The sequence below is a fragment of the Microbacterium algeriense genome, from assembly GCF_008868005.1.
Classification (GTDB): Bacteria; Actinomycetota; Actinomycetes; order Actinomycetales; family Microbacteriaceae; genus Microbacterium; species Microbacterium algeriense.
The window spans coordinates 1,179,368-1,196,275 of sequence record NZ_WAAO01000001.1 but is presented as its reverse complement, the minus strand read 5'-3'; the positions used below and the strand labels follow the sequence as shown (position 1 = coordinate 1,196,275).

22 protein-coding genes and 1 tRNA gene are annotated in these 16,908 nt (G+C 68.5%); 7 read left to right on the top strand and 16 right to left on the bottom strand.

Annotated elements, in window-relative coordinates; genetic code table 11:
• Positions 1 to 144: 144 nt before the first annotated feature.
• From F6A08_RS05880 to F6A08_RS05870, 3 genes are read right to left on the bottom strand one after another with little or no spacing between them, the layout of a single operon-like run.
• Positions 145 to 333 (bottom strand): hypothetical protein, encoded by a 189-nt coding sequence (locus F6A08_RS05880; protein WP_151458873.1) that lies wholly within the window; start codon positions 331 to 333, stop codon positions 145 to 147.
• Positions 330 to 740, bottom strand: a complete 411-nt coding sequence (locus F6A08_RS05875; protein ID WP_151458872.1) for a hypothetical protein — start codon at positions 738 to 740, stop codon at positions 330 to 332. Before F6A08_RS05875 ends, F6A08_RS05880 begins: the two co-directional genes overlap by 4 nt.
• Positions 737 to 2,458 carry a DNA cytosine methyltransferase gene (locus F6A08_RS05870; protein WP_151458871.1) on the bottom strand — a complete coding sequence of 574 codons (1,722 nt, stop codon included), beginning with the start codon at positions 2,456 to 2,458 and terminating at the stop codon, positions 737 to 739. The genes F6A08_RS05875 and F6A08_RS05870 overlap by 4 nt, the downstream gene beginning before the upstream one ends.
• 27 nt (positions 2,459 to 2,485) lie before the next feature.
• Here F6A08_RS05870 and F6A08_RS05865 point away from each other — a divergent pair, with 27 nt between their 5' ends.
• Positions 2,486 to 3,034 carry a hypothetical protein gene (locus F6A08_RS05865; protein WP_151458870.1) on the top strand — a complete coding sequence of 183 codons (549 nt, stop codon included), beginning with the start codon at positions 2,486 to 2,488 and terminating at the stop codon, positions 3,032 to 3,034.
• A gap of 16 nt (positions 3,035 to 3,050) precedes the next feature.
• Here F6A08_RS05865 and F6A08_RS05860 read toward each other — a convergent pair whose 3' ends face one another.
• The 6 genes from F6A08_RS05860 to F6A08_RS05835 all read right to left on the bottom strand — a co-directional run bounded on the left by F6A08_RS05860 (position 3,051) and on the right by F6A08_RS05835 (position 6,679).
• Positions 3,051 to 3,515 carry a hypothetical protein gene (locus F6A08_RS05860; protein WP_151458869.1) on the bottom strand — a complete coding sequence of 155 codons (465 nt, stop codon included), beginning with the start codon at positions 3,513 to 3,515 and terminating at the stop codon, positions 3,051 to 3,053.
• Complete coding sequence (locus tag F6A08_RS05855; protein ID WP_151458868.1) at positions 3,512 to 4,237, bottom strand: hypothetical protein; 726 nt, start codon at positions 4,235 to 4,237, stop codon at positions 3,512 to 3,514. Before F6A08_RS05855 ends, F6A08_RS05860 begins: the two co-directional genes overlap by 4 nt.
• Positions 4,230 to 5,207 carry a hypothetical protein gene (locus F6A08_RS05850; RefSeq protein ID WP_151458867.1) on the bottom strand — a complete coding sequence of 326 codons (978 nt, stop codon included), beginning with the start codon at positions 5,205 to 5,207 and terminating at the stop codon, positions 4,230 to 4,232. Before F6A08_RS05850 ends, F6A08_RS05855 begins: the two co-directional genes overlap by 8 nt.
• Entirely contained in the window at positions 5,204 to 5,578 is a 375-nt protein-coding gene (locus tag F6A08_RS05845; RefSeq protein WP_151458866.1) for a hypothetical protein, read from the bottom strand. The genes F6A08_RS05850 and F6A08_RS05845 overlap by 4 nt, the downstream gene beginning before the upstream one ends.
• A gap of 2 nt (positions 5,579 to 5,580) precedes the next feature.
• Positions 5,581 to 5,868 carry a hypothetical protein gene (locus F6A08_RS05840; RefSeq protein ID WP_151458865.1) on the bottom strand — a complete coding sequence of 96 codons (288 nt, stop codon included), beginning with the start codon at positions 5,866 to 5,868 and terminating at the stop codon, positions 5,581 to 5,583.
• A 64-nt stretch (positions 5,869 to 5,932) separates the two neighbouring features.
• Entirely contained in the window at positions 5,933 to 6,679 is a 747-nt protein-coding gene (locus F6A08_RS05835; protein WP_151458864.1) for a phage antirepressor, read from the bottom strand.
• 131 nt (positions 6,680 to 6,810) lie between these two features.
• Here F6A08_RS05835 and F6A08_RS05830 point away from each other — a divergent pair, with 131 nt between their 5' ends.
• Positions 6,811 to 7,017 (top strand): hypothetical protein, encoded by a 207-nt coding sequence (locus F6A08_RS05830; RefSeq protein WP_151458863.1) that lies wholly within the window; start codon positions 6,811 to 6,813, stop codon positions 7,015 to 7,017.
• Positions 7,018 to 7,151: 134 nt separating this feature from the next.
• Here the strand turns inward: F6A08_RS05830 and F6A08_RS05825 are convergent, their stop codons facing one another.
• On the bottom strand, positions 7,152 to 7,388 hold the full coding sequence (locus F6A08_RS05825; RefSeq protein WP_225855749.1) for a helix-turn-helix transcriptional regulator: 237 nt from the start codon (positions 7,386 to 7,388) through the stop codon (positions 7,152 to 7,154).
• Positions 7,385 to 7,699 (bottom strand): hypothetical protein, encoded by a 315-nt coding sequence (locus F6A08_RS05820; RefSeq protein WP_192576693.1) that lies wholly within the window; start codon positions 7,697 to 7,699, stop codon positions 7,385 to 7,387. The genes F6A08_RS05825 and F6A08_RS05820 overlap by 4 nt, the downstream gene beginning before the upstream one ends.
• Before the next feature lie 89 nt (positions 7,700 to 7,788).
• On the opposite strand from F6A08_RS05820, the gene F6A08_RS05815 reads away from it, so the two are divergent.
• From F6A08_RS05815 to F6A08_RS05805, 3 genes are read left to right on the top strand one after another with little or no spacing between them, the layout of a single operon-like run.
• A complete protein-coding gene (locus tag F6A08_RS05815) occupies positions 7,789 to 8,250 on the top strand; it encodes a helix-turn-helix domain-containing protein (protein ID WP_192576692.1) in 462 nt (153 codons plus the stop codon).
• Between the two features lie 25 nt (positions 8,251 to 8,275).
• Positions 8,276 to 8,713 carry an ImmA/IrrE family metallo-endopeptidase gene (locus F6A08_RS05810; RefSeq protein WP_192576691.1) on the top strand — a complete coding sequence of 146 codons (438 nt, stop codon included), beginning with the start codon at positions 8,276 to 8,278 and terminating at the stop codon, positions 8,711 to 8,713.
• Positions 8,713 to 9,858 (top strand): tyrosine-type recombinase/integrase, encoded by a 1,146-nt coding sequence (locus F6A08_RS05805; protein ID WP_151458859.1) that lies wholly within the window; start codon positions 8,713 to 8,715, stop codon positions 9,856 to 9,858. The genes F6A08_RS05810 and F6A08_RS05805 overlap by 1 nt, the downstream gene beginning before the upstream one ends.
• 58 nt (positions 9,859 to 9,916) lie before the next feature.
• Here F6A08_RS05805 and F6A08_RS05800 read toward each other — a convergent pair.
• Together F6A08_RS05800 and F6A08_RS05795 are read right to left on the bottom strand one after the other, a co-directional pair.
• A tRNA-Thr gene (locus tag F6A08_RS05800) sits at positions 9,917 to 9,989 on the bottom strand.
• 41 nt (positions 9,990 to 10,030) lie between these two features.
• The gene (locus F6A08_RS05795; RefSeq protein ID WP_124896181.1) at positions 10,031 to 10,975 is read right to left on the bottom strand and encodes a DsbA family protein; all 945 of its coding nucleotides are present in this window, start codon (positions 10,973 to 10,975) and stop codon (positions 10,031 to 10,033) included.
• A gap of 232 nt (positions 10,976 to 11,207) precedes the next feature.
• Between F6A08_RS05795 and F6A08_RS05790 the strand changes: the two genes are divergently transcribed.
• Complete coding sequence (locus F6A08_RS05790; protein ID WP_017201409.1) at positions 11,208 to 12,311, top strand: ABC transporter ATP-binding protein; 1,104 nt, start codon at positions 11,208 to 11,210, stop codon at positions 12,309 to 12,311.
• 79 nt (positions 12,312 to 12,390) lie between these two features.
• Positions 12,391 to 13,695 carry a DUF4032 domain-containing protein gene (locus F6A08_RS05785; protein WP_124896182.1) on the top strand — a complete coding sequence of 435 codons (1,305 nt, stop codon included), beginning with the start codon at positions 12,391 to 12,393 and terminating at the stop codon, positions 13,693 to 13,695.
• A gap of 117 nt (positions 13,696 to 13,812) precedes the next feature.
• Here F6A08_RS05785 and F6A08_RS05780 read toward each other — a convergent pair whose 3' ends face one another.
• The 3 genes from F6A08_RS05780 to cysS are packed head-to-tail and all read right to left on the bottom strand — an operon-like array spanning position 13,813 to position 16,887.
• Positions 13,813 to 14,454 (bottom strand): NAD(P)-dependent oxidoreductase, encoded by a 642-nt coding sequence (locus F6A08_RS05780; protein WP_151458858.1) that lies wholly within the window; start codon positions 14,452 to 14,454, stop codon positions 13,813 to 13,815.
• 23 nt (positions 14,455 to 14,477) lie between these two features.
• Complete coding sequence (gene rlmB / locus F6A08_RS05775) at positions 14,478 to 15,485, bottom strand: 23S rRNA (guanosine(2251)-2'-O)-methyltransferase RlmB (RefSeq protein WP_017201412.1); 1,008 nt, start codon at positions 15,483 to 15,485, stop codon at positions 14,478 to 14,480.
• On the bottom strand, positions 15,478 to 16,887 hold the full coding sequence (gene cysS, locus F6A08_RS05770) for a cysteine--tRNA ligase (RefSeq protein ID WP_017201413.1): 1,410 nt from the start codon (positions 16,885 to 16,887) through the stop codon (positions 15,478 to 15,480). The genes rlmB and cysS overlap by 8 nt, the downstream gene beginning before the upstream one ends.
• Positions 16,888 to 16,908 lie beyond the last annotated feature (21 nt).

Here is a 16,908-nt window from a genome sequence, read left to right as displayed (position 1 = left end):
CGGTGCCGCGGGCGAGCACGACGATGTGTCCGCCGGAGCGAGTCATCATCTGCACCCGGTGGAAGCGCCACGCACGCCCCACCTTCAGTACGCCGGCTTCGGGCCAGTAGACGACGTAGGTCATCGCGAACTCCGGCATCGCGCTCATGACGTCACGTCCAGATCGACGATGTGCACGGTGTACCGCTCGCGCCGACCGACGGCGGCCGTGCGCTGGCGCTCATCAGCTGCGACGCTCTCGGCCTCGCCCTCGGTCCAGTAGAGCTCTCCCATGTCGACGACGCGCGGCTGACCCGATGCCTGGTTCCACTCCACGACGATCCAGCGCCTCATCGCGCGCCTCCGATCACGCTCAGCCGCCACTGCATCCACTCGTCGCCGTAGACCGAGCAGCCCATCTCCATCGCGACAGGGGCAGAGATCCGGATGCGGTTGAGGCCCTCGAGGCGATACCAGGCAAACTCGTGCGGGAAGTAGACCGGGACGCGCTCGGGTGCGGTGACCCAGCGGCGCACCTTCCAGCCGTTCGCGAGCGCCTTCCCCTGCAGCTCGCGCTCGCACGCGACGTTGCAGGTCAGGCAGAGGGTCAGGCCGTCGACGGCGGTTGGCACGTTGCGGGATCCGCCCATGCCGACCGCGCGGCGGTGCTGGAAGGTCTTCTCGAGCGCGCCGCACATCACACAGCGATAGCCATCGCGGAGGTAGACGCCGTTACGCACCTCGGTCGTCGGAGCGGTCATGATGCCACCGCCAGCAGGAACTCGGCGACGGCGTGACCGAGGTCGCGCGCCGCGGGTGGAGTGACGGCGTTCCCGGCCTGCTTCACCTTGTCGCGCTTCGATCCGAGGAGAAGGTAGTCGGGGGCGAAGCCCATGCCCGCCTGGATCTCGTGCGGTTCAAGCATTCGGAACCCAGCGTCCTCGACGTCGAGGCTGATCGGCGCGCTCGGCTCGATGAGCGACTGGTGCCCGCCGGTCGTGAGCGTGCGGATCGGCTCGGTCACGGGCGTCGACATCTCGGCGCCGCCGCGGTTGTTCCGCATGACGAGTGCGTGGTGATTGCCTTCCGCGCTGACCGTGTCGATCGGGTGAGACGTCGGCTTCGCAACGCCGTGGTTGCGCAGCGGGACGACCAGACCGGCGTTGTCGACGGTCGTCACCGTCCCCATAGGCTCCGACGTCGTCCGCGCCGTGCCCTTGCTGTAGTACGGCACCAGCAGCCCGGTCTCGTTGCGCGTCGATTGCGTGCGCAGCGGGTCGGCGGCCGGCGCCGCGCTCTTGCCCTCGCGACCCTCGACGGGCACGAGCAGGGAAGCGTGGAGCCCACCCGCGACGATGGAGGGCAGCTCGCGCGTGATCGGCTCGGAGCGCGTTGCGTCGGCGCCGCTGACGTGGTTGACGATGAGCGGCGGGACCGCGAACCCGTGCTCGGCGCTGCCGGTCTGCACGGGCATCGGTGATCCGACCTCGGCGATGCGGAGGTATCCCGTTCCCGTGGTTACGCCGTCGTACGTGTTCCCTGCGGCCTTGGCGAGGAACGGTGTCCAGTGGCGCTCCATGCCGCGGCGGATCCTCTCGACGGTCTTCGCAGCGAGTGGCTTCGCCCGGTCGCCGATGCGCGGCGCCGGAATCGACCAGTCGATGATCGACGCAGCCGGGAGCCATCCGGGCTCGACGACCTGCCAGCACTTCGGGCACCGGTAGAGGTACTGCGCGCGGTAGCGGCCCCACTGCTCGGTCTTCTTGAACGCCTGCACGGCCTGGATCTCGCCGTGCTCGAGGCAGAGCGCCATCGGGCTGGTCCACTTCGCGACGTTGGGTCCGGTGAGTCCCTTCTTCTTCTTGGCGAGGTCTTCGCGCCACATCACGATGTACATGCGGTCGCGGGACTGCGGGGCCGGGAGGCCGCCGATCTGCGCGTGCATGCTGTTCAGCCATGCGAACTGCATGCGGTAGCCGAGCTTCTCCATCGCGAGCTGCCACGCCGGGAACTGGTCCCAGCGGTACGCGTCGACGACGTTCTCGAGGATGATCGCCATGTACCGGTGGTGCTCGGCGAAGCGCGGGATATCCCACATCGTCGCGCGAGACCGGTTCGCGGCCTCGTCAGGCAGTGGCGCGGTGCCATCGAGTTCGAACAGCGCGAGGTCCTGCTGGCGCTGCCGCTTGATTCCCTTCGCGATCGAATGGTTCGTGCACTCCGGCGACCCCCAGAGAACGTGCGTGCGCGGGAAGTAGCGTGGGTCAACCTGCGAGATGTCCGCCTGCGAGTGGTCGGTGTCGGGGTGGTTCATCTGGTGTGACTCGATCGCGAGCGCCCAGTGGTTCGCAGCGATCACGACTCGGTATCCGGCCGCGACGAGGCCGCTGCTGGATCCGCCCGCGCCACAGAATAGGTCAGTGACGGTCAAGCCGTTCCATGGAACGTTCGGGTGCTGGTAGCCAGCGAGGGCGGTCATCGGGTCGCCCCCGATAGAGTGCGGAGGGTGGATTTGCTGAAGCTGTTTCGCGAGGACCCGGCCGGGTGGACCGCCATCGGGCTCACCCTCCTCACCCTCCTACTCAGCGCGGTTTTCTGGCGCACCACCTGGACCGTGCTCAAGGCAATCGGACGAGGCATCCGAGCGGTCTGCCGGGCGCTCCTCAGGATCCGAGTCACGACCACGGGACGGATCCAGGGCAAGATCGACACTGCGGTGCAGGCATCCACGCGTGTCGCCGAGCCGACGGAGTACTGGCAATGGCGGCGCGATGCGCGCCCGGGGATCTGGCTTCTCGAGAACCACCTGGGAGAGACCGTCACGGTCACAGAGGTCAGCTTCGACACCGACGTCGGCTGGTCGTGGGATGCGTACCCGGCCTTCCCCAAGCGGACGCGCGACGGATGGCAGGTCGAGCTCCGCGGCCGGATCTCGGTGCTACAGCACACCCCGTACGCTGATCCGAACCCGGGGGCGAGTGTCCGATGGATCGACTCCCACGGCGACGAGACCTGGACGTGGGCGCCCTTCGTGGACGGTTTGAAGTTCGTCTGACGGGCCTGATGGATCCTCATCGGTGCTCTCCTCGGAAGTTGGCGTTCAGGGAACGCAGGATGTCGATGTCGCGGCCGATGGCACGGTCGTAGTCGCGGGCGTACTCGAGGAGCAGCCAGGCGGTGTCGCGGGCTTCCTGCGCGTCCTGGACACGCGTGTCGGTCGCGCGGGCGATGTCGCGGCGTTCGCTCATCGGAAGGCGCGGGTACTCGGCGAGGAGGTCACGGGCTCCGAGCGCGACGGCGATCGTCAGCTCCCGCTCGCGCTTGGTGAGCGCCGTGCGCAGCTCGTTCAGCGCCTTCGGTGCGCGGGCGGCGACCTGCCGGGCGTACTGCAGCGCACCGGCGCACTGCACCGGAGTCGGGAGCATCGCGATCAGCTCATCCTCGGATAGCGCCGCGAGGTTCAGTGGCACCATGTCCATGCCGGCGGCCGCGGCTTCCTCCTCGGTGACCTCGCCCGTGGCGAAGTTGACGGTCATCGCTTCCCGCCCTTCTTGCGCGCGGCCTTGCGACGCTCGGCGCGGTTCTGCGGCGGCAAGTAGTCGCGCGGTGCGGGACGCGCCGGTGTGGTGGTCTCGGCGGGCTCTTCCGGCGCGGGCTCGGGCGTCCAGGCGACGTCGGCAAGGGCAATCAGCTCACGGCGGCGTGCCTTCTGCGCGAGGTCGAGTGCGACTCCCTCCTGGTTCGGCTTGAACACGCGTGCGGTGCGTCCTTCGGCGACGACGGCGTCCAGCTGCTCGAGCGTCACGGCCCCAGCGATCTCAGCCGCCCAGTCGCGCTCTGCCGCTGGCGCGGCATCCGCAGGTGCGGCGGCGACGCGGTCGTCAGCCTCGTCCTCGATGCGGACGTCGCCGAGCAGCTCGCGGAACGTCTGTCGGTAGCCGACCATGCGCACCGTGCGGCCGAAGTGACGCATCGGCGAGCGGAGCCACTTCCCCGCCCACTCCTCCGACGCCTGCGGGAACTGCTCATCCCAGCGGATCGTGACCGTCGTAGGGATGCGCACCTCCTTGCGGTACACGGACACGCGGGCGAACTGCGGGTGCGCGCCTTCGGCGTCAGGCGTCCACGCGGCGGTCCATGTGGCGCCGTCGTCGGAGAACTCGACCTCGCCGGTGCCGTCCCACAGGCCGGAGCCGTTGACGATGCGCTCGACCTCGGCGATCGTCTTCACCTCGGGGATCGTGACGGGGTCAGACATTCTCGGCCTCCTGGAAGCGCAGCGACGTGCGGCGCGTGGTCTTCGGGAAGGTCTGCTTCGCCGAGGCCTCGAGCAGTGCGAGCTCGACACGGAGCATCTCGGCCCGACCGTGAGCGACGGGATCGGCGGCCCGCCAGGCGGCTTCGTTGATCGACGTGGACTCGGTGACGATGCTCTGGAAGCCGCCCTCCTCGGTCATGCCGACCACTCCGAACCGCCCCGCGTGCGGGAGCTTCGCGATCGCGTTCTTCACGGCGTCGCTCGCTTCCTTCTCTGCGGCGGCCGCGGCGTCGAGCTGACGCTTCAGCGGTGCCCATTTCGCCTGCGCCTCGGCGACCTCGGCGGGGAGGTCGTCGAAGTCGGGGCATCCGGCGTCACGCCAGGCGAGGAACTTGTCGGCGCGGTAGATGAGGAACGCGAGCAGCTCGTCGTCGGGGTCGTCGACGAACTGCCAGTCCGCGCCGTCCGCGGGAGGCATGTCGTCCTCGTCGCGGATCTCCGCGCCGTAGAGGGCGAACTCGGCGCCGAGCACGTACCGCTGCCACACGGTCTGCGCCTTGTGATCCATCGGGAACGCGTCGCCCTTGTAACCGTGCTCGTGCGACTTCACCTCGACGGTGCACAGGCCACCGGCGAGGAGGCCGAGGCCGTCGGGGGTCGCGCGGTGGCGGTCGTTCTCGGCGGCCGCCCACAGTCCGGTGTTCGGCTCGACCCAGTCGATCTCGTCAATCGCGTCGGCGAGCAGCGCGGCCTCGCGCGCGGATCCGGCCTTCGTGGCCTTCGTCCCGCCGAAGGCTGACCCGTTCATCTTCTGCTCGAGAATGCGGCGCCACGTCTTGATGCCGCCGCGTGCGATCGCCCACACCTCGGAGGCGGTGACGCCCTCGCCGCGCTCGAGCATCCACACCGTGCGGGGCGCGTCCTCGGGAACGATCAGCTTCGCGGTGATCGGGAGTTCTGCGATGCTCATGCCTGGTCCTCGCCGTTCACCTGGACCGTGATGCCTTCGTCGCGCATCCTCTTGACCGTGTCGGCGAACGGGTCGCCGACCCCGAAGTCGAAGTCGAGGGTGCCGTCGCCGGTGCGCTCGGCGCGGGTGCGGGCCATGATGTCGAGCACCTGCTCGGCGTCCTCCGCGTCCTGAATCGGTTCGATGAACAGCACCCCCGCGATCGGGGTGACCTCTCCCCCGGCGGTGTAGTCGATCTGCTTCTTCGCGGTGTCGACGACCATCACGATCAGGTGGCGGCGCTCGGGGTGCTGGACGAGCTGGCGGTGCAATCTCTCCATCCCGTTCGCGTCGAACTCCTTGGGCAGTGCTGCGGACAGCTTCACGGTCATGATCAGTCCCTCCCGGGGGTGAATGCGGCGACGAAGATCGCCAGGCTGATGAGGACGCCGAGGTCAGCGCCGTTGATGACGGGGGCGGCGGCGGGGATGCCACAGACTGCGGCGAGCGCGAGGCCGGTGAGCAGCAGCACCCAGCGCCACGGGGCGAGGGGCCACATGCTGCGGCGCTCGGGCACGACCGGGGCGGTGCGGGTGATGACGCTGACGTGTGTGCCCGCGGGGCGTGGGGTGAAGTCGTCCACCGCGGGCGCGGTGTCGTCGGTATCCTGTGTCTGAGGCATGTGCTTGCCTTTCGTTTTCGGTGGGGCGTCCGTTGCCGCGGGCGCCCCGCTTTCGTGTGTGGGGTCAGGGTGTGAGGACGCCTGCGCCGAGCTGCACGCGGAGACGTTCGATACCCTTCGGCGTAATGCGCACCTGTGGGGCGGAGGGCTTGAGGTCGCCGGTGTCTCGGTCGCGGTACGGGGGCATGGCGCGGACCTTGAGGTAGCCGGCGTCGACGGCGCGGGCATATGGGGTCCACCGCTGCTTCTCGCCGCGGTAGATCCACTTGAGCTCGTGGAGCGTCTCGAAGAGTCGCTGCGGGCCGGTCTCGATCCCGGCGCGGGAGAGCATCGGGGCGACGTCGCGCACCGCATAGTCCGTGCCGGCATCCGCGATCTCGTCCCACGCCTCGGCACGCGGCTCGAGCTCGGCGATCTGCTGGTCGCGAGTCGCGATGATCTCCTGCGCCTGGACGACGGCGCGCGCCATCAGCTGCTCGGGCGTCTCGACCGTGTAGGTGCCGGTGCGGCGGATCGCGGGGATGACCTCGTGCGTCACCCACCAGCGGAAGCCGCGAGCCTCCGGTTTGTCGGAGCGGATGACGACCTCGTACATGCCGGACTCGGAGACGATCGTGACCGCGCGGCGCTGGCCGCCGGAGCTGATATCCGTCTGGCGGATATCAGCCTCGTCGAGGCGCGCGGCGACGTTGCCGACGTTCGCGACGCCGAGCACACCGCAGATGTCTGCGAGCACGAACCACACCTCGCCGTCGACCGGCACCGTGCGCACCTCGCGGTCGGCGTACTGGAACACCTCGAGCACGCTCATGCGACATCTCCGGGAGATGCGTCCGACGCGGCTGCTGGGGGGAGAGCATCCGCGCCGGACGCGTCCCCTACGATCGGGGCAGAGGCCGCGGACGGTAGGACGTCAGCGGCGCCAATCGAAGGGGAGTCATTATGGCCAAGCGCGCTCGAATCGTTTTCGGGGATCGCGACTACCCGATCGACCCCGACACGGTCGACTCGGTTGTGGAGGGTCTGCTCGAAGTGAAGCCCGGGGGTGCTTCTGTGCTCAGGGTGAGCACAGAAGACGAGGAGGACGTTCTGTTCTGGACGCCTGGCACGCCGATCGCCTTCGAGATCTGGGACGATGAAGACCACTGACTCGGCAGGCGTTGACGTGAGGAGTTCCACGATCGTGCCGATACGGTGGAGGAGTTGAGCCCCGATCTCTCCCGCGAGGAGCGCATCATGGCCGCTGCGATCATCATGCGCGACGCCGTCCAAGACATGCTTGATCACGACTGCTCCCTTGTACTGACCAGGGTCGAGCGCACCCATGCGTCGACGTCGGAGCGGGAGTAGACGACGGTCTTCGGCGACGGCTTCGCGTAGCGCGGTCCCTTGCCGGCGTCGCGCATGCGCTGTAGCAGCGTGACGGTCATCCCGGGAATGACATCGCACACCTGCAACGGCGAGAGCCACTCGGCCGGAGCGATAGTTGCGCGAGTCTTCATCGCGGTTGCGTTGCTCATGACGCCACCGCCATCCGTACAGGACGGACGACCTCGAAGAGCGTCTCGAACTTGGCGTGAGGAAAAGCCAGCAGCGTCCGGGCGATGAATCCGTGCGACGGCACGACATCGCCGCGCGAAATGCGCCAGAGCGTAGTCGGGGACACTCCGATGATGCGAGCGAGTTCAGCCTCGCTCTCGATCCCGTTCGCCCGTCGCAGCTCGTCGAGCTTCTCGCGGCGGAGAACGATGGCGGGTGCACTTTCTCCGGTGAACGTTTCCTTCATGCGAGCAACAGTACACCCAAGTTTCAACGATGCAACCGTTGACACCTAGGAGGCGGCAGATGCTGCTGAAAAATCAGCGTTCTTCGCAGAATATTCATTGCACGCATGCAATGGTTGCGCTAGCGTGGTGTCCCATGAGCGAGAGCGTGAACTACCGCCAGAATTGGGCTGCCTACCTTCGACACATGATGGCCGGGCGCAGCCAGGCCGAGTTCGCCAAAGCTATTCAGGCGACCGACGGTCAGCTGAGCAAGTGGCTCAGCGGCACGACGGGCGTCACCGCCGAGAAGGTCATTACCATCGCTCGTCTGCTGAAGGACAACCCCGTGCACGCGCTCGCCCGGGTAGGTTGGCTGAGCGTAGCGGAGCTCACCCCATTCAGGGTCCCGCGCACCTACGGCCTGGACGAGTTCGAGGACCGAGAACTCGCAATGGAGATCGTCAGACGTATCGATAGTGGCGAGGCAGCGCACTGGTTGACTGAGCCTGTTGACGCCGCGAATGTCGCACCGCGGCGGGAAGATTTTGGTCTTGTCTCCAACGAGACGATCAACGAGTTTCCCGGAGGCAACGACACTGACTTCGATCACGCATAACCATGCTCTACCGAGGGGGTCCCGCATGGACATCTGGAATCTGGCCGCCGATCTGGGCCTGACGGTCCGCGAACGCCGCGGCACTCACCGAAGCGGATACGCTCCGAACAGCAAGCACATCGACCTAACGCCAGGCATGCGCGGCCGCATCCTCCGCGGCGTCATGTGCCACGAGATCGCGCACCACGTTCTCGGCCACCGGCCGACCGACTTCGGACTCATCCGCAAGCGCCAAGAGGCTGCAGCTAACATCTGGGCCGCGCAGACGCTCATCACGCCGGAGGCCTACGCCGACGCCGAGCATCACCGCGACGGCCATATCACCTCGATGGCGATCGACCTGAACGTTCCCGACGAGCTCGTCGTCGTCTACCGCAGCACGCTCCTGCGCACCGACACTGCCGTCTACGTCGACCCGCGCATGGGTGTCGGCCAGTTCGCCCACCGCGTCGAGGTCGGCTGATGAGCGGCACAGTCAGCGCTTACGAGACCGCAGCCGGCAAGCGGTACCGCGTTCGATACCGGAAGCCCGACAAATCACAGACCGACAAACGAGGCTTCCGGACCAAAAAGGAAGCCGAGCTCTTCCTCGCCTCGGTGACGGTCTCGAAGGCTCGCGGCGAATACCTCGACCCCGCACTCTCGCGCGTCGCCGTCGCCCAGCTCTACGAGACCTGGATCATCGGCAAGAAGTCCCTAAAGCCATCCGCATTCGCGCAACTGCCAATCGCGTGGCGGCTCCACGTCGAACCGAAGTGGGGCGCACGAGAGGTCGGCGGAATCCTCCCCTCCGAGGTCCGCACGTGGGTCACAGAGCTCACCCAAGACAAGCCAGACGGCACCAAGGGACGCAGTGCCACTGTCGCACTACGAGCGCTCGGCGTGCTCGCCGGAGTTCTCGACGTCGCCGTCGACGACCGGCGCATTGCCCGCAACCCTGCCCGCGGGATGAAGAATCTCCCCCGCAAGCCGAAGCGAAAGGCTGGACGCGTCTACCTCACACACGACCAGGTGCATACACTCGCCGCCGAGTCGGCGCGCCCCGAGCTCGTGCTCACGCTCGCCTACACCGGCCTGCGATGGGGCGAGGCAGCTGCGCTGCGCGTTCGCAGCGTCAACCTCCTGCGCCAGAGACTGCACGTCGAAGAGAACGCGGTGCAGGTCGACGGGGTGATCCACGTCGGAACGCCGAAGACATGGCAGATCCGCTCGGTGCCGTTCCCGAAGTTCCTCGCACCCCTTCTCGAGCGCGCCGCGCGCGGCAAGGGCCCCGATGATCTCCTCTTCGGCGACGGGACGAGTCACCTCCGACCGCCGCGCTACGGCACCGGGTGGTTCGAGGGTGCTGTTGCACGCGTGCAGGCCCGAGACGACCAGTTCCCGAGGATCACAGCGCACGACCTCCGGCACACTGCGGCGTCGCTCGCGATCGCCGCCGGCGCGAACGTCAAAGCGCTACAGCGAATGCTCGGCCACGAGTCCGCGGCGATCACGCTCGACGTCTATGCCGACCTCTTCGATGACGATCTCAGTGCAGTCTCGGCGAACCTCGAGACCGCCGCCCGCGAACAGAGTGTGGGCAAATCGTGGGCAGCTCTCCTCGCCTAGATACGACAAAGGCCCGCGTCCCCAGTGTTTCCAAGGGGACGCGGGCCTTTGTGTGCGGAGCCGACTACGGGACTCGAACCCGTAACCCCCGTATTACAAGTACGGTGCGCTACCAATTGCGCCAAGTCGGCGGACGCCACCAGCTTAGCGATGGCGTCGACCCTCCTCCGACCTAGGAGGCGGGCGTGCTCGACGCGGTGGGCGTCGGCGAGGCGGTGGCGCGCGACGCGTCGCTGGCCACGCTGAGCACGAACTGCGAGAACTCGGCCGGGTCGTCGAGCGCCCCGACGTAGGCTTCGCCGTTGGCGACGATCATGGGAGCCGAGCTCAGCTTCAGGTCGTCGGAACCGGCGAGCGGTCCGTCGAGGGCGCGAGTCGTGGCGTCCTTCGCCCAGGAGACGAAGTCGCCGTCCTCGATGCACGAGCGCACGGCCTTGCCGTTGTCCACTCCGACGGCGCCGGCGAGGTTCGCGAGCTCCTCATCGGAGAAGCCGTCGCTGCCCACCTCGGGCTGGTCGTCGAGCAGATCGTGGTTGAACGCGTAGAACTGGTCCGGCGAATGGGTCGCGACGCATGCGGCGGCCGCAGCCGAGCGCAGCGAGTACTTCGTGCCGTTCGAGCTGGCGGTCAGCAGCGCGACCGGGTGGTAGCTCACGGTGACGGCGCCCTCGCTGATCCACCCGGCGAACTGGCGGGCGTTGGCGCGCTCGAACTTCCCGGCGTCCGGTGAGAGGTAGTCGACGTACACGTGGATGTCGACCGTCTCCGACGAGGTGGGCTCCGGCGTCGGCTCTGCCGTCTCCCCTGTGCCGCTCGCGTCCGGGGTGGGCGTGGAGGGCATCTGGTCGGATCCGGCGACGGCGGAGATGTCGGTGACGACGACGCCATCGGCCTCCATGCCCGTCGGCGTGAGACGCGGCTTCGACACCTGGGCCGACACCGCCAGCGTCACCGCGGTGCCGATCGCGCCCACGGCGACGATCGCCACCGCACCGATGATGATGCGTCTCATGATGCGCGCCCTCGACTGCTGGGCATGCACCTTCTGAGCCTTCTCCCGCACGGCCTCGCGAGAATTGCGAGGCGTGGGGACGTTCGGCGTTTCGTCGCTCGACATCGTTCCTCTTGTGAGTCTCAGGGGGGTCCGGGTTGGCCCCGACCGCCGCCCCGCGACGATCGCCGCAGGCGCGCGGCCGAGTTCGATGCTAGCCAGTGAGGCTGAGAAATACCCAGGTACCGCTGTTCATGTCATACTGATCCCGACCCAATGATGGGTCACAGTGGGTCACCCCGCTGCTCTATCACTACGGATCGTCCGGCACGTACCTGCCGGTGAAGGAGAAACCGCAATGGCATCTGTGACTTTCGACGAGGCCACGCGCCTCTACCCGGGCGGAACCCGTCCGGCCGTCGACAAGCTCAACCTCGAGGTCGGAGACGGCGAGTTCCTCGTCCTCGTCGGTCCTTCCGGTTGCGGTAAGTCCACGTCGCTCCGCATGCTCGCCGGCCTCGAAGAGGTCAACGCCGGCCGCATCCTGATCGGCGACCGCGACGTCACCGACGTGCCGCCGAAGGACCGCGACATCGCGATGGTCTTCCAGAACTACGCGCTGTACCCGCACATGACCGTCGCCGAGAACATGGGCTTCGCGCTCAAGATCGCCGGTGTCGGCAAGGAGGAGCGCGCCGCCCGTGTCCTCGAGGCCGCGAAGCTCCTCGACCTCGAGCAGTACCTGACGCGCAAGCCGAAGGCCCTCTCGGGTGGTCAGCGTCAGCGCGTCGCCATGGGTCGCGCCATCGTCCGCCAGCCGCAGGTGTTCCTCATGGACGAGCCGCTGTCGAACCTCGACGCCAAGCTCCGCGTGCAGACCCGTACGCAGATCGCGTCGCTGCAGCGTCGTCTCGGCGTCACCACGGTCTACGTCACGCACGACCAGACCGAGGCGCTCACCATGGGCGACCGCATCGCCGTGCTCAAGGACGGCCTGCTCCAGCAGGTCGGCTCGCCGCGCGACCTGTACGAGAAGCCGAACAACGTGTTCGTCGCCGGCTTCATCGGCTCGCCCGCCATGAACCTGTTCGCGGCGGACCTCGCCGACGGCGGCGTGAAGTTCGGCAGCGAGATCGTCCCGCTCGACCGCGACACCGTCGGCCGCGCCAACGGCTCGCAGGTCACGGTCGGCGTGCGCCCCGAGGACATCACGGTCGGCCCGGCCGACGGTCAGGGCCTCTCGGTCGTCGTGGACCTCGTCGAGGAGCTCGGCGCCGACGGCTACCTCTACGGACACACCGAGATCAACGGCAAGCGCACCGACCTGGTCGCTCGCGTCGACGGCCGCAGCCACCCCAACGCGGGTGAGACCGTCACGCTCGCCGCCAACGCGGGTCACGTGCACGCGTTCGACATCGAGTCCGGCGACCGCCTGAACGACAAGCCGGTCGTCTCCGTCTGATCGGAACACCAGACGCGGCGCGGGCTGACTTCGGTCGCCCGCGCCGCGTCTGCTTTCCCTCCCGCCTTCCAGGAGCGTCATGCAGAACTCGCTGCGGATCACCGCGAGCACGGTCGACCCTGGGCTGCTGGGCCTGCCCTGGTCGACGCCGCTGGGCAAATGGCCCTCCGAGCACATCGTCTCGCTGCCCAAGGGGCTCTCCCGTCACCTCGTGCGCTTCGCGGACCTCTCCGGTCGCGTGGTCGCGGTCAAGGAGACCACGGCGGAGATGGCGCAGCGCGAGTACGACATGCTCGGCAATCTCGCACGCCTGGCCGTGCCCTGCGTCGATCGCGTCGCCGTGATCGCCGGTCGCACCGACGCCGCCGGAACTCCCCTCCCCGCAGCCCTGGTGACCTCGCACCTGCGCTTCTCGATGCCCTATCGCGCCCTGTTCACCCGCGTGCTGCGCCCCGACACCGCGACCCGGCTCGTGGACGCGCTCGCTCTGCTGCTCGTGCGCCTGCACAACGTCGGGTTCTACTGGGGCGACGTGTCCCTGTCCAACACGCTCTTCCGCCGCGACGCGGGCGCCTTCGCCGCGTATCTCGTCGACGCAGAGACCGGCGAGCTGCACGAGGAGGGCCTGACCGACGGACAGCGCGCCTACGACCTGGACCTCGCCCGGACGAACATCGCCGGGGAGATCATGGACCTCGCCGCCGGCGGACGACTCGAGCACGGAGTGGACGCCGTCGCCATCGCGGACGGCATCGTCTCGTCGTACCGCTCGCTGTGGGCGGAGCTCACGGCCCAGGAGTCCTTCTCCTCCGCCGAGACGTGGCGGATCACGGAGCGCGTCGAGCGCCTCAACGCCCTGGGGTTCGACATCGACGAGATGTCCATGTCGACCACCGCGGACGGCACCCTGGTCGAGATCCAGCCGAAGGTCGTGGATGCCGGACACCACCAGCGGCGCCTCATCCGCCTCACGGGCCTCGACGTCGAGGAGAACCAGGCCAGGCGGCTCCTCAACGACCTGGACGAGTTCCGCGCCCGGTCGACCAAGCAGTGGGCGGACGAGGAGATGTACGCGCACGAGTGGCTGACGCGCGTGTTCGAGCCCGTCGTGCGCGCGATCCCCTACGAGCTGCGCGCCAAGCTCGAACCAGCCGAGGTCTTCCACCAGGTGCTCGAGCACCGGTGGTACCTGTCACAGGCGCAGGGCAGGTCCGTACCGCTGGCCGAGGTTCTGACCAGCTACATCAACGAGGTGCTCCGCCACCGTCGCGACGAGGCGACGATCATGGGCCCTCCGACCGAGACGATGAGCCTGCCCGTCATCACCGGCACCACACCCGTCGCCGACGACGACGAGGAGATCGACTGGCGCGATCTCGTCTGACTCCGCGGCGCCGAATGCACGGGCTGCCGCCGAGTGCATGGGTTCCGCGCGCCGACAAGCCGTGCACTCGACGCGAAGCCGTGCACTCGGCGCTGGCGCGGGGCGGGGGCGGGGGGGTCAGTAGCCGACGGTGAAGCGGTCGCGGTGGTGATTGCCCTGCTCGATCTCATCGACCACGGCGACCGCGAAATCGGCGCCCGAGATGAAGGACTTGCCGTCGGCGTCGCGGACGAGCACATCGCCGCCGTCGCGGTAGTTCCCGGTGCGCTCACCCTCGGCCCAGGGGCCGAAGACCTCGGCCGGGTGGATGAAGAACCAGTCGAGGCCGCCGTCCGTCTGCTCCAGGAGGGCGAGGGAGTCGATGCCGACCTGAGCCTCGTGCTTGTACTCCTCGGGGAAGTCCTGATCGAACAGGCGCGGTCCGCCGGGGGCGACGAGGCTTCCCCCGGCGCCGCCGACCACTCCCAGCCGGGTCTCCGTGCCGTCGAGGAGGCCGATCACGTTCGCCAGGGCCTCCAGCGCACGGTCGGTCATGTCGCCGCGGGGAGACAGCGCGGAGACCACGGCGTCCGCACCGGCAAACGCGCTCGCGAGGGTCTCCGGCTCGAGCGCGGAGCCCTGCACGTACGCGGCTCCCGCCACCGGATCGGAAGGGGCGGAGCGCGAGATCGCGACCACGCCGTGCCCGCGACTCACCGCCTCCGCGACGATGTGACGACCGGCGTACCCGGTTCCTCCCAGAACGATGATCTGAGCCATGCTGCCTCTTCCTTCCGTGGGGTCTACTTCTTCGCGGAGCGGACCGTCGACACCTGGTACAGCGCGACGGACGTGGCGATCCCGGCGTTGAGCGACTCCGTGGATGCGGAGATCGGGATCGAGACGATCTGATCGCAGGTCTCGGTGACCAGACGCGAAAGGCCCTTGCCCTCCGAGCCGACCACGATCACGACAGGGCGGTCCGCGAGCTCGAGCTCGGGCAGCGAGACGTCGCCGTCGCCGTCGAGGCCGAGGACGAACACCCCCTGCTTCTTGAACTCCTTGAGCTGCGTGGTGAGGTTCGTGGCGAGCGCGACCGGGACGCGCGCCGCGGCTCCCGCGCTCGTCTTCCACGCTGCGGAGTTCACGCCGGCGGAACGGCGCTGCGGCAGGATGATGCCGTGCCCGCCGAACGCGGCCGTCGAGCGGATGATGGCGCCGAGGTTGCGCGGGTCGGTGACGCCGTCGAGCGCCACGAACAGCGGGACCTCACCCTTGTCGATGACCTGCTCCAGCAGATCCTGCGGGTGCGCGTACTCGTAGGGCGGCACCTTGATGGCGACGCCCTGGTGCACGCCGTCGAAGCCGGCCATGCGGTCGAGCTCCTGACGCGTCACCTCGAGCACCGGGATGCCGCGGTGCGTGGCGATCGAGAGCATCTCCTTGACGCGGTCGTCCATCTCCACGCGCTGCGCGATGTAGAACGCGGTCGCGGGGATCTTGGCGCGCAGGGCCTCGAGCACCGAGTTGCGCCCCGTCACCGTCTCGGTGTCCGTGGTGTTGTCCTTCGCCCTGGCGGAGCGGTTCGGGTTGCCGCCCGACGTCTGCCGCTGGCCCGGCTTGCCCTTGCCTCCGGACGCGGCGTACCGCTCCGCAGCGGCCTTCCGCTTGCCGGCGGGGTGCCAGGCGCGGTCCTCCGCCTTCGGGGTCGGCCCCCGTCCCTCGAGCGCCTTGCGCCCGAGTCCGCCCGTGCCCTTGGTGGGGCCCTTCTTCTTGCCGTTGCTCGCGCCGGGGCGCTGTGGCTTAGCCATCGATACTCCAATGAGTTCCGGCCGGAGTGTCCTCCAGCGTGATTCCTGCGGCGGCGATCGCGTCTCGGATGCGATCGGCCGCCGCCCAGTCCTTGTCGGCGCGCGCCTGTGCGCGCTGGGTGATCATCGTCTGCACCAGGGCGTCCAGCGCGGTCGCCGCGCTGGACGCGGATGCGTCGTTCCCGGCGGAGGAGCCGGTGAGTCCGAGCACGGCGGTCATCGCCGTGACCGCGCGGAACGCGTCGTGCGCCGCATCCGTCTCGCCGGCATCCAGGGCGGAGTTCCCCGCCCGCACCGTCTCATGCAGCACGGCGAGTGCCTGCGGCACTCCCAGGTCGTCGTCCATCGCCGCGGTGAACGCCGCGGGAAGACTCTGGCCGGCGAACCAGCCGATGCCTCCGCTGATCGTGCGGCGGGCACGCTGTCGGAACGTGTCGATGCGTCCGAGTGCGGCTTCGGCCTCCGTGAAGGACGACTCGCTCAGGTCGAGACTGGAACGGTAGTGGGCGGCGGCGAGCGCGTACCTCACCACCAGCGGGTCGTGGGCCTCGAGCACGTCGGCGGCGAGGGTGAAGTTGCCGAGCGACTTGGACATCTTCTGCCCGTCGACGGTCACGAGCCCGTTGTGCACCCAGTACCGGGCGAAGCCGTCGCCCGCCGCCGTCGACTGCGCGAGCTCGTTCTCGTGGTGCGGGAAACGCAGGTCGAGGCCGCCGCCGTGGATGTCGAACTCGGCGCCGAGATAGCGCTTCGACATCGCGGAGCACTCGATGTGCCATCCGGGGCGACCGGGTCCCCAGGGCGAGGTCCACGTGGCATCCGCCGGTTCCTCGGGCTTGGCGCCCTTCCACAGGGCGAAGTCCTGCGGGTTGCGCTTACCGCGCGGGTCGGCGTCCGCCGCCGCCTCCATCGCGTCGATGGACTGGTGTGTGAGCGATCCGTAGTCGGGCCAGGAGCGCACGTCGAAGTACACGTCGCCGGAGCCGTCCGGCGCAGGGTACGCGTGACCGCGCTCGATCAGCTGCGCGATGAGCTCCTGCATCTGCGGGACGGATGCGGTGGCGCGCGGCTCGTACGTCGGGGCGAGGATGCCGACAGCACTGTACGCCGCGGTGAACTCCTGCTCCATCCGGTAGGCGAGCGCCCACCAGGGCTCGGTGTCCGTCGCGTTGGCGAGCACCTTGTCGTCGATGTCGGTCACGTTGCGCACGAAGGTGACCCGACCGTGGCGCAGTTCCAGCCAGCGCCGCAGCAGATCGAAGCTCAGGGCCGCCCGGACGTGCCCGATGTGGGGTCCGGACTGCACCGTGGGTCCGCACACGTACATCGTGATGTTCTCGGGGTCGAGAGGCACGAAGTCGCGCAGCTGCTGTGCGCGGGTGTCGTAGAGGCGGAGGGTCACCGCTCAAGACTACCGGGCGCG